The following is a 25,302-nucleotide window of genomic DNA, read 5'->3' on the forward strand; positions in this document are numbered from 1 at the left end:
AATCACAGATGGCAGGTGTCATATGGACTATAACAGGCTAATAAGGCTGGCCTCCAGGGCTGGTCAGATCATACTCGAAAGCGGCGGTGAGACATACAGGGTCGAGGAGACCATAATCAAGATCCTTGACTCTTATGATGTTGGACTTTCAGAGAGCTTCGTCACGCCCACAGGGATAATGGTATCCATAATCGGACCGGGCGGCGAGATAGTCTCACTCATCACCAGGGTCAAAAGGCTGTCAACGAACCTTGAGAAGGTGCACCATGTCAATGCACTTTCAAGGAGCATCGCAGAGAACCCCGTGTCACTTGATGAGCTTTCGACTGAGCTCGCAAGGATCGAGGACATCAGGGAATACTCCCTCCCGATGCAGCTTCTGTTCTCAGCGGTCCTTGCGTCGGGCTTCACCATGCTTTACGGCGGAAACATGGCAAGCGGCTTCGCAGCTGCGCTGGTAGCCCCTGGAGCAAGGCTCATACAGCACTATTCGAGGTCATACAAGCTTAATGGCATATTCATTAACATCCTTGCAGGAGCATTCGTCTCTGCCGCCTCATACGGGCTTATGACCCTCGGCTTCGGAAGCGACTTCGATACGGTCCTTCTCGGGTCCATAATGCTGCTCGTGCCAGGCATAGCCATAACCAACGCCATAAGGGATACGCTCTTCGGAGATTATGTCTCAGGCCTTGCAAGGTTCGTCGAAGCCGCACTTACTGCACTCGGGATAGCAGTAGGAACGGGACTCGGTCTCCTTATTTTCAGATAGGCGGTGAATCATGTTACTACAGTTCATATACGCATTCTTCTCCACACTGGGCTTCGCCGTCATATTCAATCTGGAGCCCAGGAAGGCAGTCACAGCATCTATCGGCGGAGGCATAGGCTGGATAGTATACTCATACTGCCTTGAAATGACCCAGACCGAGAGCACAAGCTTCCTCCTGGGTGCTGTAGCCCTTACGCTGTTTGGCGAGATAATGGCAAGGAAAATGAGGACACCGGTCACAAGCTTCGTGACGGCAGCACTCATTCCACTGGTCCCCGGAAGCGGTCTTTACAATACCATGCTTGAATCACTCTCCGGCAACTATTCCGGGGCAGCCTCAAGCCTTATCAACACCATGAACAATGCAGGCGCCCTTTCCATAGGGATCCTCCTTGTCTTCACAGGGAGCCGTGCATACACTTATTACCAGTCGACGAGGGGGGCAATAAAATGACAAGAAGGACGAAGCTGGTACATGCAACAGGAAAAGAATCTAACCTTGATGAACAGGTCGAGAAAGCCCTGAAGCAATATAAGATCGGCAGGGACGACATCATAGAAATAAGGCGCAGCAAAAGCGGAAGCACAGAAACAGCACTTATAATATACGAGTACAGTAACGAAGGAGAAAAATGATGGACGGTTTGACAACGATACTTTTTGACCTTGACGGAACACTGCTGCCGATGGACCTTGAGAAGTTCCAGGAGCTGTATTTCAAGGGACTCTCGGGAGAGTTTTCCGACCTGATGGATCCAAGGAAGCTTGGCGGACTGGTATGGGAATGCACCCTTGAAATGGTAAAGGACAAGAGCAGCCGGACAAACCGTGATGTATTCATGGATGAGATGGGCAAAAGGGTCGGGCACGACCAGGTTTCGGAATACGAAAGGCGCTTCATGGAATACTATGGCGGGAACTTCGAGCATGTGAAGGAATCGACATATTCTTCAGATTCCATGAGGGAGGCCGTTTCCATACTGAAGGAAAATGGATACACCCTTGCCATCGCAACGAATCCGGTTTTCCCTGAAGCTGCAGTGCTTCGCAGGATCGAGTGGGCGGGACTTTCAAGGGAGGATTTCCAGCTCATAACAAATTTTGATAACAGCCACTACTGCAAGCCTAACCTCGAATACTACGAGGAGATCCTTGAGGCTTTAGGAAAGTCTGCAGGGGAATGCCTTATGGTCGGAAATGACGAGCTTGAGGATATGGTACCAAAAGCATTAGGTATGAAGACATATCTGGTCACAGACAACATGGTTCCTGGGGATATCAAGGGCCCTGAGCCCGACTTCAGGGGAACATCGGCTGATTTCCTTGGATTCATAAAAAATTCAATCAGGCAGATATGACCATCGGTCAGGAATGGATACAAAAAAAGGGAGCCTCATGCTTTTCGCATGGGGCTCCTGCTCATATCTTCACCTATCCTAATCGAATGACTTCCTGATCTTCTCTATGGCCTCATCCATCTCCTCATATGTTGTGTTCAGAGGAGGGAGTATCCTTACGACTGCAGTTCCTGCAGGAAGCACAAGGAGCCTGTTCTCATGGATCCTTGCTATCTTGTCCGCTACCGGGGTGTTGATCTCTATTCCGATAAGAAGGCCTTTGCCTCTTACTTCAACGACTTCCTTGCTGTCCTTCAGGACTTCACGGAGCCTACCCATGAGATATTCTCCCTTTTCAGCAACTGACTTCAGGAAATCCTCCTGGAATATTGTCTTCAGTACCTCTTCTGCTGATGCCATCGCTATGTAGTTGCCGCCGAATGTGGTTCCGTGTGTTCCTGGTCCGAAGACCTCCAGGAACCTTTCATCACCGAGCAGGGCTCCTACCGGCAACCCGTTGCCGAGACCCTTTGCAAGTGTGACAAGGTCCGGTTTGACATCATAGTTCTGGAAGCTGAATGCTTTGCCTGTCCTGCCGATCCCGGCCTGGACATCATCAACTATGAACATCGCTCCCTTTTCCCTGCAGAGCCTCTCGATTTCCTTGAGGAACTCATCCTTGGCTACAAGGATGCCGCCTTCTCCCTGCACAGTCTCGACTATCACTCCTGCTGTCTCTTCATCGATGTAGTCCTTGAGTATCTCAGGCTGGTTGTATGGAATGTGCACGAAGGTTCCGAGCATTTCTCCATAGCCTTTCTTTATCTTGTCCTGTCCTGTTGCGGACATTGTCGCAAAGGTCCTTCCGTGGAAGCTCTGCTTGAAGGTTATGAACTTGCTCCTTCCTGTGAACTTCCTTGAGAGCTTTATTGCAGCCTCGTTTGCTTCAGCTCCGCTGTTGCAGAAGAAAGCCCTTGTGAAGTGTGATGCATCAGTGAGCCTCTTTGCAACCCTTTCCTGAAGGTCGCTTGGGAAAAGGTTCGACATGTGCCAGAGTGTCTTCACCTGATTGATCACAGCTTCCTCAACGTTATCAGGCCTGTGACCCAGGTTGAGGACTGCTATGCCTGCTATGTAGTCGAGGTATTTCTCCCCGTCCTCTGTTATTATGTAAGACCCCTTGCCTTCTTTGGGCCTTATAGAATACCTTGCGTAGGTCGGATATAGATAGGACATTACATCTCCTCCTTCTTGATTGCTGTTCCGGAGAAGCTGCCGCTGCTCCACACCGCATCCTGACCGGACACGATCCTTACCGCACCGATTCCGCTCTCAAGAGCGTTCAGGGCTCCCTTTACCTTGGGGATCATTCCGCCATATATGGTCCCGTCTTCGATCATGCTGTCTATATCAGATTTTGTCGTGCTTTCGAGAACGACACCATCCTTCATTATGCCCTTGACGTTGGTCACGAAAAGCAGCTCTTCAGCCTTCAGAGCTATTGCAGCGTAGGCCGCTGCACTGTCTGCGTTGACATTAAGGTGCTCTCCTGTCGGCCCCTCTGCAAGAGGCGTAACAACCGGTACGAGACCAAGGTCGAGAAGGTGCATGAGCACACCTGTCTCAGCCCCTGTCATTGCACCGACAAGTCCATATCTGTCCCTGTCGATAAGCTCAGCCCTGAAGCAGCTGTCCGGTCCCTGTATACCTATGGCAGGTATGCCGTTAGCCTTAAGAAGCTTTACTATCTGCCTGTTGGTCTTGCCTGCGAGCATTACCTCCACTGCAGAAAGGACTTCATCATCAGTGAACCTAAGTCCGTCCACGAATTTCGTCTCTATTCCCTTCTCCTTGAGATATGAGGTTATGTCAGGCCCTCCGCCATGCACAAGAAGGACCTTGAATCCTGAAGCAAGAAGCTCCTTGATGCTCTGGAAGAAGCCTGCCCCCAGTTCGTCCGCGACGCTGCCGCCGCACTTGAGTACAACTGTTCCCATCCCGATGCCTCCTATGACCTGTAGCTTGCGTTGATTTCAATGTACTTGTATGTCAGGTCGCATCCCCAGGCAGTGGCTTCGCCTTTTCCCAGGTGGAAGTTGACCTCGATATATACCGTATCGCTCTTCAGGTATTCCTTTGCAGCCTCCTCGTCGAAGGGCTGTACCTCGCTGTTCTTCAGCATGTACTGGTCACCGAGTATGACATCGACCTTGGAAGGGTCGATGTCAGCTGTCGAATGACCTGCAGCGGATACTATCCTTCCCCAGTTGGCGTCATTTCCATAAACCGCTGTCTTTACAAGGCTAGAGCCGACGATCTTCTTGCTTATGGCCCTTGCATCAGCATCATTCTTAGCTCCCTTGACCTTGACCTCGATAAGCTTTGTAGCCCCTTCTCCATCCTTGGCTATTGACTTGGCCAGGTCCTCTGAGGTCTTCCTCAGCATGGTGTAGAATACATCCCACTGCGGATGATCTTCACTGAGGAGATTGTTTCCCGCCATTCCGTTTGCCATGAGAAGGACCATGTCATTGGTCGATGTCTCACCGTCTACGGTTATCTGGTTGAAGGAAATGTCTGTTATCTTTGAGAATGCCCTCTGTAGAGCATCCTTGTCCACATTGGCGTCGGTGGTTATGAATCCGAGCATGGTAGCCATGTTGGGGTGGATCATTCCCGAGCCCTTGCAGCATCCGCCGATGGTTACCTTGACTCCGTCTATCTCAGCCTCATAGCCGGTGTATTTCTCAATGAGGTCAGTGGTCATTATTGCCTTCTCGAAGGACTTCGCACCTTCTGTGGTAGCCTCAGGCGCAACTTCCCTTATTCCCTTGGCTATCTTTTCCATGTTGAGGAATTCGCCGATTACTCCAGTTGAAGCAACTCCCACATAGTGCTCGGGGATGTCATACTTTTCTGCTGCGAGCCTTCTCATGATGACTGCATCGTCCATTCCGCGCTTTCCTGTACATGCGTTGGCACAGGCGCTGTTGACTACGACTGCCTGAAGTGTCCTCTCAGCATTAACGCTTTCCTTTGTAACTATGTTGGGTGCAGCTATGAACTTGTTCAGCGTATATACCGCTGCTGCAACTGCAGGAACCTCGGAATAGATCATTCCGACATCCTTCTTGTTGTACCTTAGGCCTACGTGGACACCATCTGCCATGAAGCCCTTTGCGCTTGTAACGGAACCTTCCTTGAGGTGCTTTATGTTGTATTTCATCTAAAAACTCTCCTTCACTCTTTTATGGATACATCGGCAGCAGGTCCAAGCCTTCCGCCTCATCGAGCCCTGTCCAGATGTTCGCGTTCTGTATCGCCTGCCCTGCGGCTCCCTTGACGAGATTGTCAATAACTGACACTATTACGGCCTTGCCGGTCCTCTCATTCACAGAGACACCGATGTCACAGTAGTTCGAACCCTGCACTTCCTTCGTGGATGGGAACTCTCCAAGCGGCCTTACCCTGACGAACTTGACGTCCTTGTAAGTGTCCATATAGAGCTTGTGGAGCTCCTCCGCGGTTATTGGCGACTTAAGGTCAACGTACTCCGTTGCCATGATCCCTCTGTTCATAGGGATAAGGTGGGTCTCGAAGGTTATCATCCCTATCTCCGGATCCCATCTGTTCAGCTGCTGCTCGATCTCAGGAGTATGCTGATGTGTGTTTACCTTGTATATCTTGAGGTTTTCATCGATCTCTGAGAAAAGGTTGGCAACTGATGCCCCTCTTCCAGCTCCGGTAACTCCGGATTTTGCGTCTATCACTATGCTGTTCCTGACGATCATCTTGTTCTTTGCGAGAGGATACAGTCCAAGCACCGACGCTGTCGGGTAGCATCCCGGATTTGAGATGAAGGCTGCATTCCTTATTTCATCCTTCACTATGTCAGCGAGTCCGAAAACCACGCCTTCAAGCTCTTCTTTCGCTATCGGATCCTTCTTGTACCATTTCCTGTAATCCTCGACATCCTCAAGCCTGAAGTCCCCTGAAAGGTCAACGACCTTCAGTCCTGCATCCCTTAGCTTCTTCGACCAGTCCCTTGATATGCCTGCAGGCACAGCAAGGAAAACAAGGTCAGATTTGGCCTTTATCTTCTCCGGGTCGATATCGTCCATGATAAGCTCCACAGCTCCTGAAAGGTGCGGATAATAGCTTCTTATGGATTCTCCCCCCTTGGAATGAGAATAGATGGCATTGAGCTCGAATACAGGATGATTGTGCAGAAGCCTTATAAGTTCCACACCGCCGTATCCGGTCGCTCCGACCAGGGCTACTTTCATTGTCTTCACTCCCATCATGAAAATTTATGCTAATTGCAATTATAGTATGAATACTTATAATGTCAATTGCATTTTTATCGTTTATTTTATTTTATCCCTATCTCACCCTTTTGTATATATAAAAAAGTCAGCTGGAAAACCTCTGCGAACCCTTGCAGGATATGGCTCCTCAAGGCGTGTCAATGAAGCCGCCGGGAGCATGCGATTCAAAATGTTGAATATTCCAATGAAGTGCCGCGGAACCTGACTTAGCCTGAGATTCCCGTCATTTGGCCACTTGCGGAAGAACGCGCTTTCCCGAACCACGAATTTATGCATATTTATACTATTGTTTTAAATAGTTATTCATAATAAAAATGCAAAATGCAGGCATTTAGCCTGCAGACTGCAAAATATTTTAAAGTACCTTTGATAAGAAATCCTTTGTCCTGGGATGTTTCGGATTCATGAAAAGTTTGTCCGGCGAGTCATCCTCAAGTACCACACCCTCATCCATGAAGAGCACCCTGTCAGCAATCTCCTTGGCAAAACCCATCTCATGGGTTACAACTACCATGGTCATCCCGTCGAAGGCAAGCTCCCTCATTACATCAAGAACCTCACCGACCATCTCAGGGTCGAGCGCTGATGTAGGCTCGTCGAACAGCATTACATCCGGACCCATTGCAAGTGACCTGGCGATTGCGATCCTCTGCTTCTGTCCGCCTGAAAGCTGCCCCGGGTATGTGTTCGCCTTGTCCCTGAGCCCTACCCTGTCAAGAAGGACATATGCCTCCTTTTCAGCTTCAGCCTGAGAAAGCCCCTTGAGCTTCCTCGGGCCTATTGTTATGTTCTCAAGGACGCTCAGGTGCGGGAACAGGTTGAACTGCTGGAATACCATTCCCATTTTCTGCCGTATCTTGTCTATGTCAGTCTTCTTATCCGTTATTGATATCCCTTCGAATATGATCTCTCCGCCTGTCGGTTCTTCAAGCCTGTTCAGGCACCGGAGCAGCGTGCTCTTACCCGAGCCCGAAGGGCCTATGACAACAACGACCTGGCCTTTCCCGATGGAAAGGTCTATTCCCTTCAGGACTTCCAGTTTTCCGAAGCTCTTTCTCAGTCCCTTAACCTCGATCATCTGTGCTCATCCTCCTCTCGAAGTAGCCCATCAGCTTGGACAGGCTGAATGTCAGAATGAAGTAGACCACAGCTACCACAATAAGCGGTTCGAACGGCTTGTATGTATTTCCCCTTATGGTATCGGCGTTGAACATAAGCTCATTGATACCAATTATGGATGCTATGGACGATTCCTTTATTATCGTTATGAACTCGTTGCCGAGTGCAGGCAGAATATTCTTGACTGCCTGTGGTATTATTATATACCTCATGGACATGGTCTTTCCCATTCCAATGGACCTTGCCGCTTCCATCTGGCCCTTGTCAACAGCCTGTATTCCTGCCCTGATGATTTCGGCGGTATATGCCGCACTGTTGACTGAAAGTGCGATTATTCCCGCAGTAAGTCCGGGAAAGGATATCCCGAGATGCGGAAGACCATAGAACACAATATACAGCTGGACGAGCAGCGGAGTTCCTCTGATGAACTCAATGTATGCGGTTGCTATGAAATTCAGAAGCTTGTTCTTCGAAAGCTTGAGAAGAGCAAGCAGAAGTCCGAAGATGAATCCTACAATGACAGTGAAAAATGCGAGAGTTACTGTGATCTTGGCACCTTCAATGTAAAACTGGTAGTATTCGGACATGAAACTAAAATCCAATGGATATTCCTCCAGTCTGACGGCATTTTAACCGTGTATTGAAAAAATGTTAGGCGGCATCAGTCACCTAACATTCCCATTATCATTTTACCATAAAAATGGCTTATTCATCAGCAAGCTTATTGGCTTCAATTATAAATCCCTCAAGGGTCTTGTCGGCGATGATCCTTTCAAGTGTCTTGTTGACTTCTGCTACAAGATCAGCTGAGCCTTTCTTTAATGCAGCAACCTTTCCTTCCGGATCCTTCTTGACTGTGATGGTTGAAATAATAAGGTCAGCATTTTCCTTGACGTTTGATTCCGCTACAGGAGCCTCTATTATAGCCGCATCAGCCCTTTTGGACTTGAGCGCGAGTATCAGGTCAGAGATCTTGCCCAGTGAAAGGATTGTTGCTCCTTCAACAGTCTTGGCAGCCTCTTCCTGCACAGAACCCTTCTGTACTGCTATGGTCTTTCCTTTAAGCGACTCGGCTGTCGTAAGGGTGCCTTTGTCGGATTCCCTTATTACAACTGACTGGTCCGCTGAATAATACTGGATTGAGAAATCTACGCTCTTGGCCCTATCTTCAGTAGGTGTAAGTCCCGCGATTACGATGTCCACCGTACCCTGGTCAAGTGCAGCAAGAAGTCCATCAAACTTCAGGTCTTTGATCTCAAGCGTAACTCCAAGATCCTTTGCGATCTCCTTGGCTATCTCGATATCGAAGCCTACTATCGTATCCTTGCCATTTATTGACTTGTGGAACTCGAACGGTGGGTAGTCAGCGCTGGTTCCAAGTATGAGCTTTCCGCTTTCCTTGATCTTCTTCATAGACGGTGACATGGCAACAGTTTCCGATGGCGCTGTAGTTGGAGCGGTTGTTGGTGTTGTCTTGCTTCCGCAGCCAGCTGCGAATATCGCCATGGCTGCAACTGATGCTGCCACAAGCCTCTTTATGCTCTTCTTCATATTCTATTCCTCCCAGATTTCATGTTTTACCAAGTAATTATACGTCACATTAAATAATTATTCAATAGTATGCATATCAATAATCCCGCTTAAATTTTGCCAATCTACTTATAAAGAAGAAATAATTTTAATGATTTTACAAACCATCATACTTCTGCAGAAGAAGACGTAAATCCCGGCGAATTGCATGAAATAACAAGGAAGGACAGCCTTCAGACCTTTCGGGCATTCAGGCTGTCCTCGATTCATTTCTTAAGCATCTTGAGTATTGTGATCAGTATTATCGCTCCAACAACAGAAACCGCTATGCTCCAGAGGTTTATGCCGGTAGGTCCTGACAGGTTCAGGAATCTTGCGATCCATCCGCCTATGATGGCACCACCGATACCGACAAGTATGTTGGCACCGATTCCCATGCTCCTGTCCCTTCCGGTGAATTTGCTGGCAATCCAGCCCGCAAGTCCGCCAACTACTATCCAGCTTAATATATCCATATCGATTCTCCTTTAGATTTAACATATTCAAATATCTTATCAGGATATTCCCATACCTGAATCTTATTTCCAAAGGGGCTTGAAGTCAACAAAGCCTGGGCATTATTCAGCCAATGTTATCTCTTTGTTCTTCTTTTTGTAAAAAGGAAGACGGTTTTTCTCAAAATGGTAACATCTCACGATTCTTTATTTATTGGAATCTATGTACTTCCATCCCTTTACGAAATAGTCGACCCCCGACATGAGCGTAAAGAAGACCGCAAGATACATAGCTGCCATCGGCACTATGCCGAAGAATCCGTCAAGGAAGGGCATCGCTTCAAATACCTTCATCATGTATTCTTCCCTTTCCCCGATAAGCTTCAGGAGGAATCCTATGATTGCTATCATCTGGGTTGTAGTCTTCACCTTTCCCCAGAAGCTCGCGGCGATGACCTTGCCATCCCCTGCGGCTATGGACCTGAGTCCAGATACTGCAAATTCCCTCGCGATTATGACGACCACCATCCATGTGCTGATCTCACCGAACTCAACGAGCGCGATTAGCGCGGATGTGACAAGTATCTTGTCAGCGAGAGGATCCATAAGCTTCCCGAAGTCTGTGACAAGGTTGTATTTTCTTGCAAGATGACCGTCAATGTGGTCGGTAATAGAAGCTACGATGAAAATTACCGCAGCTATTGTAAAGTTGAACGGTATCGCATCAACGGCAACCAGTAGCAGGAAAAAAGGCACGAGTACCATCCTGAATACCGTTATCTTGTTTGGTAAATTCATAAAACATCTCCATCCGTTCGGGTCTGCTGATCCCGGACCTAAATATCTGTATTCTTGTATAGTATCTGCCTTGGTTTGGCTCCATCCTTGCCGGATATTACGCCTCTCTCCTCCAGCTGGTCCATTATCCTGGCGGCCCTGTTGTAACCTATCCTCATCCTTCTCTGAAGGAATGAGGTGGATGCCTGCTGATATTCGACCACTACCTTCACAGCCTCATCGAAGAGCTCGTCTCCGTCTTCCTCGGACTCTCCGTCCTCTCTGCCCTTCTCGATATGGTTGATGATCTCCTCGCTATATGACAGCTCCGAATCAGGAACCTTTATCCTCGCCACTATGGCTTCAACCTCCTCTTCAGAGATGAAAGCGCCCTGGACTCTCTTGGGCTTCTGTTCCCCGACAGGATAGTAAAGCATGTCTCCTTTACCAAGAAGCTTTTCAGCTCCGCCTGAATCGAGGATAGTCCTCGAGTCTATCGAACTGGAGACAGCGAAGGATATCCTTGAAGGTATGTTAGCCTTTATGACTCCGGTGATGACATCGACTGAAGGTCTCTGTGTAGCTATGACAAGATGCATCCCTGCAGCCCTGGCCATCTGTGCAAGCCTTGCGATATAGTCCTCGACCTCGTTGGCAGACACCATCATAAGGTCCGCAAGCTCGTCAACGACTACCACTATGTATGGAAGCTTCGCAATTTCCTTTTTCTTCTTTGCGAGCTCATTATGGCTTTCGATGTTCCTCACGCCATATTCGGCAAAGCTCTGGTATCTTCTCGTCATCTCATTTACTGCCCAGTTGAGCGCGCCTGCAGCCTTCTTCGGGTCTGTTACCACAGGTATCAGCAGATGAGGTATTCCATTATAGACGTTCAGCTCGACGACCTTCGGGTCCACCATGAGCAGTCTGACCTCGTCAGGATTGTACTTGTAAAGTATCGATATTATCAGGGAATTTATGCAGACCGACTTTCCTGATCCAGTCGCTCCTGCTATAAGCACATGGGGCATCTTTGTCAGGTCGCCTATGATGCTCTCTCCGGAAATATCTTTTCCAAGTGCTACCGCAATCTTCTTGGTCGATTTCTGGAACTCCTTCGACTCTATGACTTCCCTGAGGTAAACAGGAGTCGTCTCGCGGTTAGGAATCTCTATTCCCACCGCGGCCTTTCCAGGAATAGGAGCTTCAATCCTCACTCCGCTTGCGGCAAGCCCGAGTGCTATGTCGTCGGAAAGGCTCACTATCCTCGACACCTTGACCCCTGCCTTAGGCTGGAGCTCGTACCTTGTGACAGAAGGTCCTTTCGATACGTTAATGACATGTGCCTCTACCCCGAAGCTCATGAGCGTCTCCTCAAGCTTCCTGGCATTGTCCCTTATCTCAGTCATGTCCTCCCGTTCAAGCATTCCCTTGATGTTTTCCTTAAGCAGCCCGATCTCGGGGTAATGGTACCTCGGCTTTGGCTTTTCCTTTATTCCGACACTCTCTATGTCGATGTCGATCTGCTGCCCCTTTAGAGGCACCAGGTCCTCAAGGTCTTCCTCTATCTCTTCGTGCTCTTCATGGAGTACCACCTCTACAGGTGCGGTTTGAATTATTATCTCAGGCTTCTTTTCTTCAGCCCTCGCTTCTTCCTTCTGGATCTTCTCCTCAAGCACATTTATGAAAGGGCTCTTCTGGAACCGCTCAGGATCGGGCTGGATGAGGTCTGGCTTTACCTCGCTTATGACCTCTGCCTTAGGTTCCTCACCCTTCTTCATTATGTCGAGGATCTTCATCTTCTCTTCTATGCGCTTCTCTTCCTCAAGCTTCCCCGCACCCTTGACTTCCTTGTTAAGGGTCCTCTTCATCATCATGTCTTTGGTTGCAAGCCTAACCTGGTTGCCCTTCTTCAATGAGTCATAGACTGTAGTGTTGAAGATCAGCACTCCGGACAAAATGGCAAGGCACCCTGCGACGATGTATGCTCCTACCGGCCCGATCAGTCTGTATAGAGGAGTAGCGAAAACCAGGCCCAGTATGCCTCCGTGATTCCTGTCTTCAATGTTAAGGAGATTCTTCATTGTTGCAAAGAAACCCGAAGAATGGATGCTCTCCATCCTGTTGAGTGACATGATCATCGCAACAGTCGCCAGGAGCAGCATGGCACCATAGGTCCTCTTGTTTGAAAAGATACCAGGCCTTCTCAGTATCAGTGAAACACCTGACAAAAGGAACAGAAAAGGCACAGTGTATGCAGTAATTCCGAACGCAGCGAATACAGCTTCACCTATGGTTTTGCCGAGAACTCCTGAATTTCCGGAAAATAGTGTCACTCCTATGAATATGCCAGTACCCGTCAGGGCAAGGCCAAGAATCTCTCCTCCGAATATGTCATCCTTCTTCTTTGCTGCAGCCTTCCCAGATGTCTTTCGGGTTCCGCTTCTTTTGGCAGTCGAAGCCTTCGCATTCGTCTTGGCGCTTGTCCTGGCAGCAGGCTTCCTTGCAGCTTCCTTCAAATGGACCCCTCCTTCCTGCGGCGGATGTATAGCCGCCTATCATGAGTATAATTTTAGCATATATTCAAGATTATTTGAAATGGAATAAGGCCTGTTGCGGCATTTAATCATGACAGGTGAGTCTTCGGAAGAAACAGCGCCGCACTTTCGGGATTATTCCGGGTCAGAAAACAATAACTTAAATGATATGAAAGCGAAATATCCGTACTCGACGATAATATCAGATACTCTCATAACACGAATTTTCTTCAGATTTTCGCGCTAATTGTTTGTCTTTTGATTCGGAATCAGATATAATACCATGTGTATCAGGGCTGACTATGAAGTTGATTCTGGTGCACATTGTAAATCCTATTCGTTAATGACAATTTACCGGAGGAATTTTGATGAACAAACGAAACGCTTTGTTTTTCCTTGCTCCCGGACTCGTACTTCTGTCACTTTTCCTTGTGCTGCCTCTTGTGAGCATTCTATGGCCCACAATTTATGTCGGCGGAATCACGTTCGAGGGCTACATTGCCTTTTTCAAGGATGAGTTCAACCTGAAGATACTTGCAAGGACCCTAAGGATATCCGCAATAGCTTCTGTGGTATGCATACTGCTGGGAGTTCCCACCTCATACTACATCTCAAGGACAAAAAAGAGCATGAGAAGCTTCCTTATGGCACTCTCAATGTTCCCGATGCTGACCAATTCAGTGGTGAGAAGCTTCGCATGGATAAACATACTGGGAAAGAACGGTGTGCTAAACAACCTTCTGGTTGCTTCTGGAGTTGTATCTGCACCGATAACAATGCTATACACCGAGTTTTCAATTCTGGTTGGTACCGTATACCTGTTCCTTCCTATAATGATAATCACCCTTGTGGGTGTAATGGAAAACATCGAGCCTGAGGTCGTCGAGGCTGCAGAGACTCTCGGTGCAGGTCGCGGCAAGGTGTTCATGAAGGTCATCCTTCCGCTGAGCATGCCTGGGATACTTGTCGGAAGCGTCCTTGTATTCACAGGCGCCATGACTGCCTATACCACACCTCAGCTTCTTGGAGGAAACAAGAACATGATGCTCGCGACCTTCATCTACCAGAAGGCAATGACACTTGGAGACTGGAATGGTGCAGGCATAGTCGCTGCAATCATGATATTTTCCACTCTGATAGTCATGAAGCTGCTTAACACCCTTGCTGAGAGACTTGACAGGAGGGGTGCTTAATGAGAAAGAACAGGCTCCTTACAGCATTCTCCTTCCTTGTATTCATGTTCATGTTCATACCGCTGGCGATAATCATTGTGACTTCCTTCGGTGAAGGTTCAACAATAGAATTCCCAATAAAGGGATTCACGCTTAAATGGTACGGCAACATATTCGCTTCAAGGACCTTCGTATCTGGCTTCACATTGAGCCTTCAGATAGGTCTCGCAGCTACCATACTGGCACTGATCATCGGGATTCCGGCAGCATACGCCCTTTCAAGGTCTGAAGTTCCCGGAAAAAGCAGGATCAAGAGCTTCTTCCTGTCTCCGACGATAGTTCCCGGAGTCGTTGTTGGCTACTCGCTCTATCAGTTCATAGTCGTATCACTTGGAATCGAGGTTTATTCAGGGCTTCTGCTTGGACACTTCCTCATATCCGTCCCTTATGTCATAAGGGTCGTGGGGTCAAGCCTTGAACAGTTCGACTTTTCCATAGAGGAGGTCGCATGGACCCTTGGATGCGGAAAGCTCAAGGCATTCATGAAGGTCGTCCTTCCAAACCTCACCTCTGCCATATTTGCCGCATTCATGCTCGCGTTCATCAACTCCTTCAACAACATACCTGTTTCCATGTTCCTGTCGGGACCAGGAGTAAGGACGCTGCCCGCAGCACTCATGAACTACATCGAATATTATTACGACCCGACCGTTTCAGCTGTGTCAGTGCTGCTTATGGCAGGCACTGTAGTCCTGATGTTCCTCATCGAAAAGACGATGGGAATCTCAGCGGTCAACAAATAGGAGGCTTTCGAATGTCATTTTTGGATCTTAAGAACATAGGAGTCACCTACGACAAGAAAACAAGGATACTCCAGGAACTGAACCTTTCAATAAACAAGGGTGAGCTCGTTTCCCTCCTCGGCCCCAGCGGCTGCGGAAAGACAACCACCCTTAGGGTAATCGCAGGACTCATAGAGCCTTCGGAAGGAACCCTTACAGTCGCAGGTGAAGACATGACCAAGATACCTGTACACAAGAGGAACTTCGGACTGGTTTTCCAGAGCTACGCCCTCTTCCCCCATCTGACGGTCAAGGAAAACATAGCCTTCGGATTGAAGCTGAGGAAGGAAAGTCCCGAGACAGTTGACAGGAAGGTAAATGCCATCCTCGATTCGACTCATCTCTCGGAATTTGCAGACAGGTACCCAAGGCAGCTTTCAGGCGGTCAGAGACAGAGGGTCGCACTTGCGAGAGCCCTTGTCATAGAACCAAAGCTTCTCCTCCTTGACGAGCCACTCTCAAACCTTGACGCCAAGCTCAGGGTAGGAATGAGGGTTGAGATCAAGAGGATACAGAAGGAGCTGGGCATAACGTCAGTATTCGTCACCCATGACCAGGAGGAATGCTTCTCCATCTCGGACAAGGTGGCAGTAATGAACAAGGGGGTCATCGAACAGTATGACACTCCCGAGAACATCTACAAGAAGCCGGCCACAGAATTCGTTGCAAGGTTCATAGGCTTCGAGAACTTCATAGAGCTTGAGCCTGCAGAAAGCGGAATGTTCAGGGCGAAGGACGGAAGCCTGTTCAAGGCAGAAGAGTCTTCAGCTGGCCCGGTACTCGGTACCATAAGGCCTGATGACATCGAGATCCTTGAAGCGTCATCTGAAAAAACAGCCAATATGATTACTGGCAAGGTTCAAGTCAGGACCTTCCTCGGCAAGAGCTACCAGTATGAGGTTGAAACCGCACTTGGTAAAATCATAGTCAACGGGCCTGACGAAAATGTCAAAGAACCGGGAGTTGAGCTTCTGCTTAATCTTCCATCAAATAAAATAATACTGGTTTGACCAGAAAAAAGGAGTTAACAATGAAAAAGGTACTAGCAATCGTAATGACCGCTGCCCTTACAGTAACAGTGCTCGCAGGATGCGCAAAGAAGGTCGAGGAGCCTACAAAGCTTGTAATATCGACCTTCGGACTCAGCGAGGATATCGTGACAAGGGATATCTATGAGCCTTTCGAGAAGGCCAACAACGTAGAGATCATCGTCGAGACAGGAACTACATCAGAGAGGTACACCAAGCTTGAGTCAAATCCGGCAGCAGGCGTAGACCTCATCGAGTTGTCACAGGCAACCGCGGCAAAAGGCTATGCGAAGGGTCTCTTCGAGAAGATCGACTATTCAAAGATACCTAATGCGGCAAAGCTCATAGAGAGCACAAAGGGAATAACTGACAAGGGATTCGGCCCGGCCTACACCATCAACAGCATCGGCATAATCTACAACAAGGAAGCTGCAGGCATGGAGATCGATTCATGGGAAGACCTTTGGGATCCTTCACTTGCAGGAAAGATATCCATACCAGACATAGCTACAACCTTCGGACCTGCAATGGTTCATGTCGCAAGCGACTACAAGGGCGTTGACATCAAGACTGACGACGGAGCTGCAGGCTTCGAGGCTCTTTCTGAACTCAAGCCGAACATAGTGAAGACATATGCCAAGTCATCAGACCTCGCAAACATGTTCAAATCCGGTGAAATTGCGGTAGCAGTAGTCGGAGACTTCGCGATTCCGATAATATCGGCAGCAGACCCTGCAGTTGAATATGTTGTTCCGGCTTCAGGCACTTATGCGAACTTCAACACCATCGACATCAACGTAAACTCCAAGAACAAGGAGCTTGCCTACAAGTTCATCAACTGGAGAATAAGCCAGGAACTTCAGACTGTTACAGCCAAGTCACTCAACGAAGCACCTGTAAATTCAGGAGTCGTACTTGACGCTGAGACTGCAAAGAACAAGACTTATGGCGATGTGGCAAAGAATGCAAAGACCATAGACTACTCATTCGTAAATCCGATCCTTTCAGGATGGGTCGATACCTGGAACAAGACCCTCAACAACTAGGTGAATCCATGGAATCAACGGTCGACCTATTAATAGAAAATGCGAAGGTGTACAACGCCTTCACCCACAGCTTCACTGAGAAGTCAGTGTACATAAAGGACGGCAGATTCCTGCACATATCAGAAGGCCCCGAAGAGGGCCTTTCTGCTATTGTCAGGATAGATGCCAAAGGGATGCACATGATACCGGGGCTTATCGACATACACATGCACATCGAAAGCTCCATGACAGTACCAGGCATCTTTTCTGATGCTGTACTTCCACATGGTGTCACGACGGTGGTCGCAGACCCTCACGAAATTGCCAATGTCTTCGGTATCGAAGGAATCCGGGCATTCATGGAGGAGGAGACACTTCTCGACATCTTCTACGGGATACCAAGCTCAGTGCCGTCCACAAGCAAAATACTTGAAACCACAGGCGGAGAGATCGGCATTCATGAGATAAGAGTTCTCCTTGAGGACCCAAGGGTCCTATGCCTTGGTGAAGTCATGAACTTCAAGGACATAGTGACTGACGAGGAATCCCTTTCCAACAGGATCATAAGGCTCTGCAATGAAATAAAACCCACCCTTGCAATCGAGGGACACTGTCCAAGGGTAACAGGACTTGACCTCTCCAGGTTCCTATACCACGGAATAGATGCGGACCACACACAGCAGTCACCTGAGTCGATCAGCGAAAAGATCTCAAACGGAATGTTTTTGGAGATCCAGGAAAAATCCATAACAGAAGAGAATATCAGGGTACTCGTTGAGAACAGCTTCTATGAGCATTTCGCCCTTATAACCGACGATGTCATGGCAGACAAGCTTCTGACAGGACACCTTGACAGGATCGTAAGGAAAGCGATAGCATTCGGACTTCCTGCAGAAAAGGCTGTCTATGCCTCTACCTATACCCCAGCAAGGCGCATGGGACTAAGGGACAGAGGCTCCATTGCTCCGGGAAAGCTCGCTGACTTCATATTCCTCGAAGACCTTGAGGGCTTCAGGATACATAAGGTATTCAAGAAAGGCAAAGAAGTCGGGAAGGTTAGTGCAGGAAGCCACACACACAGCTTCCCTGAAAGGTTCCTTGACTCGATAATGTGCAGGCGGGCAGCTGCAGCAGACTTCACGATAAATGCATCGGGAACCGGGACAGCTCTTGTCAACTGCATCGCGATCCAGAAGGCAGGCACCTTCACCTCGAGGATCCAGAAGAAGGTCACGATTTCAAACGGCATCCTCGACTGGGAATCATCTGGCTCAGCACTCATTGCTGTCATGGAAAGATACGGAAAAACAGGAGATACGGCTTATGGACTGGTAGAGAATGCCATAAGCGGAAGAGGTGCGATCGCAACCACCTGGGCCCATGACCACCACAATGTAATGGTAATGGGAACAAGCAGGAAGTACATGGCAATCGCCCAGAACAGGCTCCTTGACATCAAGGGCGGCTATGTGGTTGTGGAAAATGGCAGAGTCACTGCCGAAGCAAGACTTGAAGTCGGAGGAATAGTGAGCCTGTCCCCAATCGAAGAGCTTGGAAAAAGCCTTCAGGAAGTCAGGGAAGCCATGAGAAGGCTTGGGTACGACAACACGAATGAGATCATGTCATTCTCGACCCTGTCACTCCCTGTATCACCTGAAATCAAGATAACAGACAAGGGGATCATGGAAACAAGGACCCAGAAAATGATCCCGCTTATTGATGAATACTTGGAATAGTTTAAAGGCGGAGGCTCCATAAGAGCTTCCGCCTTTAACTATTCCCTGCCTGATTCCAGCCTGTATGATACTGCTTCAATACCAGCTTCAGCGCCTTCTATTTCCATCGATATGTTCCTGTCTTCATCCTTTGCAAAGTATCGGAGGGAGAACACCTCTTCTCCTCCGTTTATGAATATTTCCATGGAGGTCTCTTCAGTATAGATTGTTATGCTCTCAAGGGCTCCATCCAGCTTCACACCTCTTACTTCACGGAGTGAAGTTGCCCAGTTAGTCCTTTCTACCGTAAACCTTCTTTCAGTTGATTCGAAACTTAGCCGTACCTCGTTCCGATATACAAGACCAAAGGTATCTAAAGGACCCTTGATTTTGATGTTCAACTCATATGCCCTGTCAGGAATATCAAGGTCCATACTTCTGCCATGCTTCTCTTCCTTTTCACATCTTAGTCCCACTAGCTCCTCAACAGGCGTCTGGATAAGCTTTCCACCTTCAAAGCTGATGACCCTCGGCAGTGTAAGGTGGTGAATCCACCCTTCCCTGACTGTAGGCATGGCTGCTTCCATCTCTGACGGCATTGTGCCCATCCATCCAAAGAGTATCGTCCTTCCACGTCCATCCACGAAGGTTTGCGGAGCATAGAACTCAAAGCCCTTGTCCATCTCCTCGAAGGGCTGACCGTCCCAGTGGAATCTGCCACCTTGGAAGCATCCTGTGTAGTAGCCTGTCTGGAATATGTTGTTGAATCTGTCGCCTTCCGGTTCAAGACCCTGTGGCGAGAACACGAACACATCCTTGCCCTCAAGCCTCAAAAGGTCAGGGCATTCCCACATGTAGCCAAGCTTTTCCCTGACTGACATTATCGACCCAAGGAACTCCCATGTGATAAGGTCAGCTGACCTGTATGCTACAGTATCACCGGTAAGGTCGTCCCTCTGCGCACCGAGGACCATATAGAACGATCCATCCTCACCCTTCATCACCTTCGGGTCCCTCATGTGCTGAGTATATCCTTCGGGATGCCTTGTTACCGGTCCGATCTTCCTGAAGCTCATTCCATCTTCTGATACGGCAGCGCACTGGTAGTTTGTACGAATGCCTTCATCGCTTTTCACATTTCCTGTATAGAACAGATACAGCTTCCCATCGTGCTCGATGGAACTTCCTGAGTAGCATCCATTTTTATCGAACCAGTCTACAGGCTCAAGAGCCGCATCATGGTATTCGTAGTTCACAAGGTCCCTTGATGTCGCATGACCCCAATATTTGAATCCATGGTCTGTGCCATGGGGATTCCATTGGAAGAACACATGATATATGCCCTTATAGCATATCAGCCCGTTCGGGTCATTCAGGAGACCCTTTGGTGGCAGCACATGGTATTCCATTGATTTGTTTGCCTCAAGTCCCATATGGACCCTCCTTCTCCAACAGGGCATCCTCTTAAGGACGCCCTGCTGCTTTCAATATTACTGGTTGATATCTGAAGCTATCTTCCTAGACTGGACCTTCACCAGGACGAATCCGGTGATGAAGGCCACAGCGATCACAATAATGTACTGGATAAGGCTTGCCGAGCTTCCTGTGTAAAGTAGGAGTCCAGGTATGAAGGTTATACCCATTCCAGTCGCCTTGAGTCCGAGGATGTATGTCACAAGTCCGCCAAGTGCTCCTCCAGCCATTCCTGATACGAATATCCTGGTGCTTCTAAGGTTTACGCCAAACAGCAGAGGCTCTGTGATTCCAAACAGCGTTGATGTTGTAGATGAAAGCGCATTGCTCTTCTTAAGCTTGTTTGTCATGAGCATCGCAGCTGCGATCGCTGCTCCGAACTGGCCAGCCATGCTTGCTGTTCCAAGCGGATTGAGTACATTCTTTCCAGTGTCAGCCAGAAGCTGCAGCTCTATGATGCTGAGTGAGTGGTGCAGTCCTGTTATGACAACAAGCTGCTGCAGCGCTCCGTATATTATGTATCCTATTCCCAAAGGTGCTTCAATGAGAACAATTATGAAATCAGTGACCGCCACTTCAAGCTGATGAGTTACAGGTCCGAGAATGAAGAGCATCAGGAAAATGGTGATCGTAAGTGTGAAGAAAGGTGTCACTACAAGGTCTATCATCTGCGGTACGAAGGTCCTGAGCTTCTTCTCGATCTTAGATACTAGGAGACCTGCGAGTATTGCCGGTATGATCGATCCCTGATAGCCAACAAGAGGTATGCTGAGTCCAATGAGGCTAACATAAAGCGGCTCTGCCCCTCCGCCTGCTACAACCCATGCATTTGGAAGCTGCGGAGCTACCATCATGAGACCTACGACAATACCTATTATCGGATTGCCTCCGAATTTCTTCGTAGCGCTATATGTTATGAGGACAGGAAGGAATGCGAATGCCGTATCTGTAAGCATCTGGAATATGCTGAGTCCGGTAGAACCGAACTCCACTCCCAGTTCAAGCAGAAGACCCCTTACTCCCATCAGGAGTCCTGTAGTTACAAGTGCCGGTATGAGCGGTATCAGTATGTCTGCAAGAGTCCTTACAATCTTCTGTCCCAGATTCATGTTTGCGTACACATCACCCTTGAAGTCCGATGCATCAAGGCTTGTGTATTCCTTGAAATCCTGGAACACCTCATTTACCTTTCCGGTACCGAATATGAACTGGTGCTGTCCTGTATTAAAGAAATAACCCTTGCTTCCTGGTACGTTCTCCGCCTTCTCCTTGTCTACAAGAGCATTGTCCTTGAGTATTATCCTCAGACGTGTGGCACAGTTTTCAAAGTTCTTTACGTTGTCGATTCCTCCGATTGCTTCCAGCAGGCTCTTGATTGTCTTTTCATTCTTCATTACATTTCCTCCTCGTGGATCAGGGTAAAACGCAGTCATCACTCACAGGCACCGGTTCCGTAATTTCCAATACTTTTGCAACTTAATTAACTTATTACAGTTGACTTAATGAAACACTTAATCATAAATGCATCCATACTCTTTTCATACCAACGGGTTTTAATATCTTAAGTTTTGGTTCAGCTTCCTTGCTTTTTGTTTTGTCTTTGGAACCGGTTCTATTTAATGCCATTGTAAACGTATATTCCCGGAAAGTAAAGCCTTGCTTTCCGAATTAGCATTTTCATCAAAATATCTCAGATGATTGTTAAAGTATTAATTTGTTTTGAATTGAGCCTTCATCAAATAGCAAACTAAAAACCAAGATGAAGCAATGATTGATTCGTCTTCGGAACCGGTTCGGTCACTTCCATAATCATCTGACCCCTGATCCGCTCCCGCTTTCAGCGACCATTTGCAAATAAAAATAAAAACCGCGATCCTAAATCACGGTTAGCATACCAACATCTATAGTTTTGCGGTAGATTCCTTTGGCAGGAATTCATTTCCAAGGGTTATGCATTTAAGCACCTCTTCTCCATCAATAAGTCTGATCATATTCTCCACCGCTATCCTGCCCATCTCCTTGTAGTGATACTTCACGGTGGTTATCGAAGGTGTCACAAGGTTTGTAATGTCATATCCCCCAAAGCCTGAAATTGATATATCCGATGGAACCTTTTTCCCAAGTGTCAAAGCAGCCTTGTATACGGCAAGCGCGATGTTGTCTGTCGCGCAGATGCAGTATGTTGCATCACTTTTCGGAAGGTACGAAAGAGCCTGCTCATATGCCTTCTGATAATTGAAGTCGCTTGTAATTACCTTGACTTCAATGTCCTTGTGCTCTGTCAGGATATCCAGCACCCCTTTCTTCCTTAGCTGCCCTACAGCCACATCATCCTCGAAGACAGTAACATAAAGTATCTTCTTATGTCCAAGGTCAATTGCATGCTGTCCAATGCTCCTGCCAGCTTCAACCTCATCATGCACTATCGAATAGGAGTCCCTGGCCTTCTGCCCGAGGAATATGACAGGAAGCCCTGAGCTCCTGATCGCCTTCATGTGTGCAGGAGTTATGACCGTTGCAAGGATTATGATGCCAGCCACCTTCTGTCTGGAGAGGGTATTGATATTCTCTATCTCCCTGCCAATATCCTGATTAGTATTGGTGATCAGAAGCTGATACTGCTTATTCCTGAGTTCTTCGTCTATGCTTGACAGGATTTCATTGGTTGCATATGAATTAAGCCTGGGGATTATTATTCCGATCATGCTGGGCTTCTTGGACTTAAGGCTCTGCGCGAATGCATTTGGTGTATATTCAGTTTCCGCGATTATCCTGTCCAGCTTTTCCTTGGTCTTCGCACTTACAGACCCACCGTTCAGATACCTTGATACGGTGCTCTTCGCAACTCCCGCGAGTCTCGCGATATCATTGATCGTAACCATAGTAAAATCCCCCTTCCTGACATTTTCATCATACCATATACATATAAACAAATACATGAACAGTTTGCAGAATCCAATTCATCCCTCACTAATAATCCTTCTGTCAAATACCTCTAGATTACAGAAATTTTACAACCTGTATAAACCTATGAAATCATATGCATGTATATTTAAATTGGAAACATTGACAGGTTTCGGCAAATTTACATGCATTTGCGCATTTTCTGCTTTTCCTTTAAATTCTGCATCTGTCATGCCAGCATGGCATGGAAAGGAGTGTACCATGCATATCAACAAGAAGAGCCTTTTCATCAAGGCAACACCTGAGAAGATCTATGCATTTGCGAGGGATCCCCTAAAATGGGGACAGTGGTATGCAAACCTTAGCGAGATAAAGCTTGAGAAGGGCGACGGCGGAGTCGGGTCAGTCATCCATTCAATGTATAACCTGTTCGGAATGCACGTCCCTACAATCGTTGAGGTCACAGAGGACCTTTCATCACCAGAACTGTGCAGATGGGCAGGCCTTATAAAGGGCAACATCACCGGCAAACAGATTTTCACCTACACTGCAAGAGACGGCGGAACTGAAGTTGAGATTGAGCTGGAATACACCCTTCCTGCAGGGATCATCGGAAGGATCGCCGACAAGCTTCTCATCGAAAAGGTAAAAGACAATGACCTTGTCCACACTTTGGAGAACCTCAAGGTCTTCTGTGAAGGATAGCAACGGAAACCAGTCAATAAGGAGCCTTCCGGGCTCCTTATTGCTTGTCAGGTCAAAATACCGGCATTGTCCCACCAGCAGGCAGACAATATTTCAAAGTCCATATTATTTATTATGTAATATTAAACTGAGAATTTAACCCTCCTGTTTAATTAATATGTAATCCATTTGAGAAAATATCAATGTACAATGAGTTTGAAGGGAAGGACATGACTGTGCTCTGCTTCAGGATTTTGCACCAGAGGTCAAGTATTATGCCTGGGGTGATTAGAATGAAAGGCACTAAACATCTTATAGCTTTCAGCTTGCTTGTTCCGGTACTTTTCTATGCTCTTATCGGCTGCAGCTCACCTGGACCTGCTGTTCCTACAACTACCGATCCTGTAACAGTTCCAACGCAAACGGATCCTACGGCAACTCCAGCTGTTCCATCAGAAACAGTTCCAGTCATAAAACCAACAGAACCTTCAGGGAAGCCAGTTGAACCAACAGTTCCTGCTGAACCGACAGCTCCTGTAACACCAACTGTTCCGACTGAGCCGACAGTTCCAGACACTCCATCTGAACCTGTTGAAGAGGTTCCACCCGCTCCGGAAGTACCTGTGCCTCCAGTCACATACGGCGTTGGTACCCATGGACAGATCGTCAAGGACATACAGACCCGTCTTACTGTTTTCGGGTACAAGCTCTCCATTGACGGTGACTTCGGCCTCATTACCCAATGGGCGGTAAGGGATTTCCAGAACAGGAACAATCTTCCGGTCACAGGTGTCGCTGATGCCATGACCCTCGAAAAGCTCAGCCTTGAACCTACGGATTCCACCAGGTTCCCAGGACCTTCCTCAGAGCTTCCTCTTACGAAGGGTGCAAGGGGTGATGAAGTCCTGGAGCTTCAGGTTTATCTTAACAGGTTCAACTACAGGTTGGTTTTGGATGGGATCTTCGGTAATGCAACACTTTGGGCCCTCAAGGACTTCCAGAAGAGGAACGGTATACCAGTGACCGGAGTCGCAGATGGCGCCACATATCAGAAGCTTGCACTTGAACCAACATCAAAGACCAGGTACTCGGGACCTCCGGCAGCCACATCGCTATCAGCATCAAAAGCCGAGACCTTCGTGAACAACAAGGGGTTGTCCAGCCCATCAGAGTATCTCATCTGGGTCAGCACTCCTACAACACACTTGTACATATTCCAGGGATCAGCTGGCAGCTGGAAGCTTATAAAGGACATGAGGTGCACTGTAGGCAAGCCGTCAACACCTACAATCAAGGGAACCTTCTCCGTCATAGGAAAGGGCGGATACTTCACAGTCCCTGACCATGAGGAATGGATATGCAGATACTACACCCAGTTCTACGGGAATTTCCTGATCCACTCCGTAGTCTACGACTGGGACCTGAACCTTGTTGACGGCAGGCTTGGTATGTACCTGTCAAAGGGTTGTGTAAGGGTATCCCTGGCTAATGCGAAATTCATCTATGACAACATGCCATACGGAACTACAGTCTATGTGAACTGAATTTGCTGAACGCAAAACGGA

General features: G+C 47.9%; 24 protein-coding genes. 11 read left to right on the plus strand and 13 right to left on the minus strand.

Annotated elements, in window-relative coordinates:
* Nucleotides 1-22 precede the first annotated feature (22 nt).
* Genes T472_RS02950 through T472_RS02965 form a run of 4 tightly spaced genes read left to right on the plus strand, consistent with a single transcriptional unit; the run spans nucleotide 23 to nucleotide 2,130 of the window.
* The gene (locus tag T472_RS02950; protein ID WP_023389025.1) at nucleotides 23-772 is read left to right on the plus strand and encodes a threonine/serine exporter family protein; all 750 of its coding nucleotides are present in this window, start codon (nucleotides 23-25) and stop codon (nucleotides 770-772) included.
* 10 nt (nucleotides 773-782) lie between these two features.
* A complete protein-coding gene (locus T472_RS02955; RefSeq protein WP_023389026.1) occupies nucleotides 783-1,226 on the plus strand; it encodes a threonine/serine exporter family protein in 444 nt (147 codons plus the stop codon).
* On the plus strand, nucleotides 1,223-1,408 hold the full coding sequence (locus T472_RS02960; RefSeq protein WP_023389027.1) for a hypothetical protein: 186 nt from the start codon (nucleotides 1,223-1,225) through the stop codon (nucleotides 1,406-1,408). The genes T472_RS02955 and T472_RS02960 overlap by 4 nt, the downstream gene beginning before the upstream one ends.
* On the plus strand, nucleotides 1,408-2,130 hold the full coding sequence (locus T472_RS02965) for an HAD family hydrolase (protein ID WP_023389028.1): 723 nt from the start codon (nucleotides 1,408-1,410) through the stop codon (nucleotides 2,128-2,130). Before T472_RS02960 ends, T472_RS02965 begins: the two co-directional genes overlap by 1 nt.
* A 78-nt stretch (nucleotides 2,131-2,208) precedes the next feature.
* Here T472_RS02965 and argD read toward each other — a convergent pair whose 3' ends face one another.
* The 10 genes from argD to T472_RS03015 all read right to left on the minus strand — a co-directional run bounded on the left by argD (nucleotide 2,209) and on the right by T472_RS03015 (nucleotide 12,876).
* The gene (gene argD, locus T472_RS02970; protein WP_023389029.1) at nucleotides 2,209-3,345 is read right to left on the minus strand and encodes an acetylornithine transaminase; all 1,137 of its coding nucleotides are present in this window, start codon (nucleotides 3,343-3,345) and stop codon (nucleotides 2,209-2,211) included.
* On the minus strand, nucleotides 3,345-4,106 hold the full coding sequence (gene argB / locus T472_RS02975; protein ID WP_023389030.1) for an acetylglutamate kinase: 762 nt from the start codon (nucleotides 4,104-4,106) through the stop codon (nucleotides 3,345-3,347). The genes argD and argB overlap by 1 nt, the downstream gene beginning before the upstream one ends.
* An 11-nt stretch (nucleotides 4,107-4,117) precedes the next feature.
* Nucleotides 4,118-5,335 carry a bifunctional ornithine acetyltransferase/N-acetylglutamate synthase gene (gene argJ / locus T472_RS02980; RefSeq protein WP_023389031.1) on the minus strand — a complete coding sequence of 406 codons (1,218 nt, stop codon included), beginning with the start codon at nucleotides 5,333-5,335 and terminating at the stop codon, nucleotides 4,118-4,120.
* A gap of 22 nt (nucleotides 5,336-5,357) precedes the next feature.
* Nucleotides 5,358-6,395 (minus strand): N-acetyl-gamma-glutamyl-phosphate reductase, encoded by a 1,038-nt coding sequence (gene argC / locus T472_RS02985; RefSeq protein WP_023389032.1) that lies wholly within the window; start codon nucleotides 6,393-6,395, stop codon nucleotides 5,358-5,360.
* 397 nt (nucleotides 6,396-6,792) lie between these two features.
* Nucleotides 6,793-7,515, minus strand: a complete 723-nt coding sequence (locus T472_RS02990; protein ID WP_023863306.1) for an amino acid ABC transporter ATP-binding protein — start codon at nucleotides 7,513-7,515, stop codon at nucleotides 6,793-6,795.
* Complete coding sequence (locus tag T472_RS02995) at nucleotides 7,502-8,158, minus strand: amino acid ABC transporter permease (RefSeq protein ID WP_023383246.1); 657 nt, start codon at nucleotides 8,156-8,158, stop codon at nucleotides 7,502-7,504. Before T472_RS02995 ends, T472_RS02990 begins: the two co-directional genes overlap by 14 nt.
* 103 nt (nucleotides 8,159-8,261) lie before the next feature.
* On the minus strand, nucleotides 8,262-9,107 hold the full coding sequence (locus T472_RS03000; RefSeq protein WP_023383247.1) for a transporter substrate-binding domain-containing protein: 846 nt from the start codon (nucleotides 9,105-9,107) through the stop codon (nucleotides 8,262-8,264).
* Between the two features lie 245 nt (nucleotides 9,108-9,352).
* Complete coding sequence (locus T472_RS03005) at nucleotides 9,353-9,601, minus strand: GlsB/YeaQ/YmgE family stress response membrane protein (RefSeq protein ID WP_023383248.1); 249 nt, start codon at nucleotides 9,599-9,601, stop codon at nucleotides 9,353-9,355.
* Between the two features lie 186 nt (nucleotides 9,602-9,787).
* The gene (gene pgsA / locus T472_RS03010; RefSeq protein WP_023383249.1) at nucleotides 9,788-10,378 is read right to left on the minus strand and encodes a CDP-diacylglycerol--glycerol-3-phosphate 3-phosphatidyltransferase; all 591 of its coding nucleotides are present in this window, start codon (nucleotides 10,376-10,378) and stop codon (nucleotides 9,788-9,790) included.
* A gap of 38 nt (nucleotides 10,379-10,416) precedes the next feature.
* Complete coding sequence (locus tag T472_RS03015) at nucleotides 10,417-12,876, minus strand: FtsK/SpoIIIE family DNA translocase (RefSeq protein WP_023383250.1); 2,460 nt, start codon at nucleotides 12,874-12,876, stop codon at nucleotides 10,417-10,419.
* Between the two features lie 386 nt (nucleotides 12,877-13,262).
* Between T472_RS03015 and T472_RS03020 the strand changes: the two genes are divergently transcribed.
* From T472_RS03020 to T472_RS03040, 5 genes are read left to right on the plus strand one after another with little or no spacing between them, the layout of a single operon-like run.
* Entirely contained in the window at nucleotides 13,263-14,087 is an 825-nt protein-coding gene (locus T472_RS03020) for an ABC transporter permease (RefSeq protein ID WP_023383251.1), read from the plus strand.
* Nucleotides 14,087-14,869 carry an ABC transporter permease gene (locus tag T472_RS03025; RefSeq protein ID WP_023383252.1) on the plus strand — a complete coding sequence of 261 codons (783 nt, stop codon included), beginning with the start codon at nucleotides 14,087-14,089 and terminating at the stop codon, nucleotides 14,867-14,869. The genes T472_RS03020 and T472_RS03025 overlap by 1 nt, the downstream gene beginning before the upstream one ends.
* Nucleotides 14,870-14,880: 11 nt before the next feature.
* Complete coding sequence (locus T472_RS03030; protein ID WP_023383253.1) at nucleotides 14,881-15,918, plus strand: ABC transporter ATP-binding protein; 1,038 nt, start codon at nucleotides 14,881-14,883, stop codon at nucleotides 15,916-15,918.
* A gap of 20 nt (nucleotides 15,919-15,938) precedes the next feature.
* On the plus strand, nucleotides 15,939-16,982 hold the full coding sequence (locus T472_RS03035; RefSeq protein ID WP_023383254.1) for an ABC transporter substrate-binding protein: 1,044 nt from the start codon (nucleotides 15,939-15,941) through the stop codon (nucleotides 16,980-16,982).
* Between the two features lie 8 nt (nucleotides 16,983-16,990).
* Nucleotides 16,991-18,697 (plus strand): adenine deaminase C-terminal domain-containing protein, encoded by a 1,707-nt coding sequence (locus T472_RS03040; RefSeq protein WP_023383255.1) that lies wholly within the window; start codon nucleotides 16,991-16,993, stop codon nucleotides 18,695-18,697.
* A 38-nt stretch (nucleotides 18,698-18,735) separates the two neighbouring features.
* Here the strand turns inward: T472_RS03040 and T472_RS03045 are convergent, their stop codons facing one another.
* The 3 genes from T472_RS03045 to T472_RS03055 form a co-directional block, all read right to left on the minus strand.
* Nucleotides 18,736-20,109 (minus strand): glycoside hydrolase family 32 protein, encoded by a 1,374-nt coding sequence (locus tag T472_RS03045; protein ID WP_023383256.1) that lies wholly within the window; start codon nucleotides 20,107-20,109, stop codon nucleotides 18,736-18,738.
* A 57-nt stretch (nucleotides 20,110-20,166) separates the two neighbouring features.
* The gene (locus T472_RS03050; RefSeq protein WP_023383257.1) at nucleotides 20,167-21,543 is read right to left on the minus strand and encodes a PTS transporter subunit EIIC; all 1,377 of its coding nucleotides are present in this window, start codon (nucleotides 21,541-21,543) and stop codon (nucleotides 20,167-20,169) included.
* Between the two features lie 507 nt (nucleotides 21,544-22,050).
* The gene (locus T472_RS03055; protein WP_023383258.1) at nucleotides 22,051-23,031 is read right to left on the minus strand and encodes a LacI family DNA-binding transcriptional regulator; all 981 of its coding nucleotides are present in this window, start codon (nucleotides 23,029-23,031) and stop codon (nucleotides 22,051-22,053) included.
* A 283-nt stretch (nucleotides 23,032-23,314) separates the two neighbouring features.
* On the opposite strand from T472_RS03055, the gene T472_RS19200 reads away from it, so the two are divergent.
* Both T472_RS19200 and T472_RS03065 read left to right on the plus strand, forming a co-directional pair.
* Nucleotides 23,315-23,758, plus strand: a complete 444-nt coding sequence (locus tag T472_RS19200; protein WP_023383259.1) for an SRPBCC family protein — start codon at nucleotides 23,315-23,317, stop codon at nucleotides 23,756-23,758.
* A 272-nt stretch (nucleotides 23,759-24,030) separates the two neighbouring features.
* Nucleotides 24,031-25,281 (plus strand): L,D-transpeptidase family protein, encoded by a 1,251-nt coding sequence (locus T472_RS03065; RefSeq protein WP_152975109.1) that lies wholly within the window; start codon nucleotides 24,031-24,033, stop codon nucleotides 25,279-25,281.
* Nucleotides 25,282-25,302 lie beyond the last annotated feature (21 nt).

It is taken from the genome of Youngiibacter fragilis 232.1, from assembly GCF_000495435.3.
Lineage (GTDB): Bacteria > Bacillota > Clostridia > Clostridiales > Clostridiaceae > Youngiibacter > Youngiibacter fragilis.

Excerpts from the sequence above, each read along its gene's own strand:
- T472_RS02950 (WP_023389025.1), top strand. The coding sequence starts at position 23 with ATGGACTATAACAGGCTAATAAGGCTGGCCTCCAGGGCTGGTCAGATC.
- T472_RS02955 (WP_023389026.1), top strand. The coding sequence starts at position 783 with ATGTTACTACAGTTCATATACGCATTCTTCTCCACACTGGGCTTCGCC.
- T472_RS02960 (WP_023389027.1), top strand. The coding sequence starts at position 1,223 with ATGACAAGAAGGACGAAGCTGGTACATGCAACAGGAAAAGAATCTAAC.
- T472_RS02965 (WP_023389028.1), top strand. The coding sequence starts at position 1,408 with ATGGACGGTTTGACAACGATACTTTTTGACCTTGACGGAACACTGCTG.
- argD (WP_023389029.1), bottom strand. The coding sequence starts at position 3,345 with ATGTCCTATCTATATCCGACCTACGCAAGGTATTCTATAAGGCCCAAA.
- argB (WP_023389030.1), bottom strand. The coding sequence starts at position 4,106 with ATGGGAACAGTTGTACTCAAGTGCGGCGGCAGCGTCGCGGACGAACTG.
- argJ (WP_023389031.1), bottom strand. The coding sequence starts at position 5,335 with ATGAAATACAACATAAAGCACCTCAAGGAAGGTTCCGTTACAAGCGCA.
- argC (WP_023389032.1), bottom strand. The coding sequence starts at position 6,395 with ATGAAAGTAGCCCTGGTCGGAGCGACCGGATACGGCGGTGTGGAACTT.
- T472_RS02990 (WP_023863306.1), bottom strand. The coding sequence starts at position 7,515 with ATGATCGAGGTTAAGGGACTGAGAAAGAGCTTCGGAAAACTGGAAGTC.
- T472_RS03000 (WP_023383247.1), bottom strand. The coding sequence starts at position 9,107 with ATGAAGAAGAGCATAAAGAGGCTTGTGGCAGCATCAGTTGCAGCCATG.
- T472_RS03005 (WP_023383248.1), bottom strand. The coding sequence starts at position 9,601 with ATGGATATATTAAGCTGGATAGTAGTTGGCGGACTTGCGGGCTGGATT.
- pgsA (WP_023383249.1), bottom strand. The coding sequence starts at position 10,378 with ATGAATTTACCAAACAAGATAACGGTATTCAGGATGGTACTCGTGCCT.
- T472_RS03020 (WP_023383251.1), top strand. The coding sequence starts at position 13,263 with ATGAACAAACGAAACGCTTTGTTTTTCCTTGCTCCCGGACTCGTACTT.
- T472_RS03025 (WP_023383252.1), top strand. The coding sequence starts at position 14,087 with ATGAGAAAGAACAGGCTCCTTACAGCATTCTCCTTCCTTGTATTCATG.
- T472_RS03030 (WP_023383253.1), top strand. The coding sequence starts at position 14,881 with ATGTCATTTTTGGATCTTAAGAACATAGGAGTCACCTACGACAAGAAA.
- T472_RS03035 (WP_023383254.1), top strand. The coding sequence starts at position 15,939 with ATGAAAAAGGTACTAGCAATCGTAATGACCGCTGCCCTTACAGTAACA.
- T472_RS03040 (WP_023383255.1), top strand. The coding sequence starts at position 16,991 with ATGGAATCAACGGTCGACCTATTAATAGAAAATGCGAAGGTGTACAAC.
- T472_RS03045 (WP_023383256.1), bottom strand. The coding sequence starts at position 20,109 with ATGGGACTTGAGGCAAACAAATCAATGGAATACCATGTGCTGCCACCA.
- T472_RS03050 (WP_023383257.1), bottom strand. The coding sequence starts at position 21,543 with ATGAAGAATGAAAAGACAATCAAGAGCCTGCTGGAAGCAATCGGAGGA.
- T472_RS03055 (WP_023383258.1), bottom strand. The coding sequence starts at position 23,031 with ATGGTTACGATCAATGATATCGCGAGACTCGCGGGAGTTGCGAAGAGC.
- T472_RS19200 (WP_023383259.1), top strand. The coding sequence starts at position 23,315 with ATGCATATCAACAAGAAGAGCCTTTTCATCAAGGCAACACCTGAGAAG.
- T472_RS03065 (WP_152975109.1), top strand. The coding sequence starts at position 24,031 with ATGAAAGGCACTAAACATCTTATAGCTTTCAGCTTGCTTGTTCCGGTA.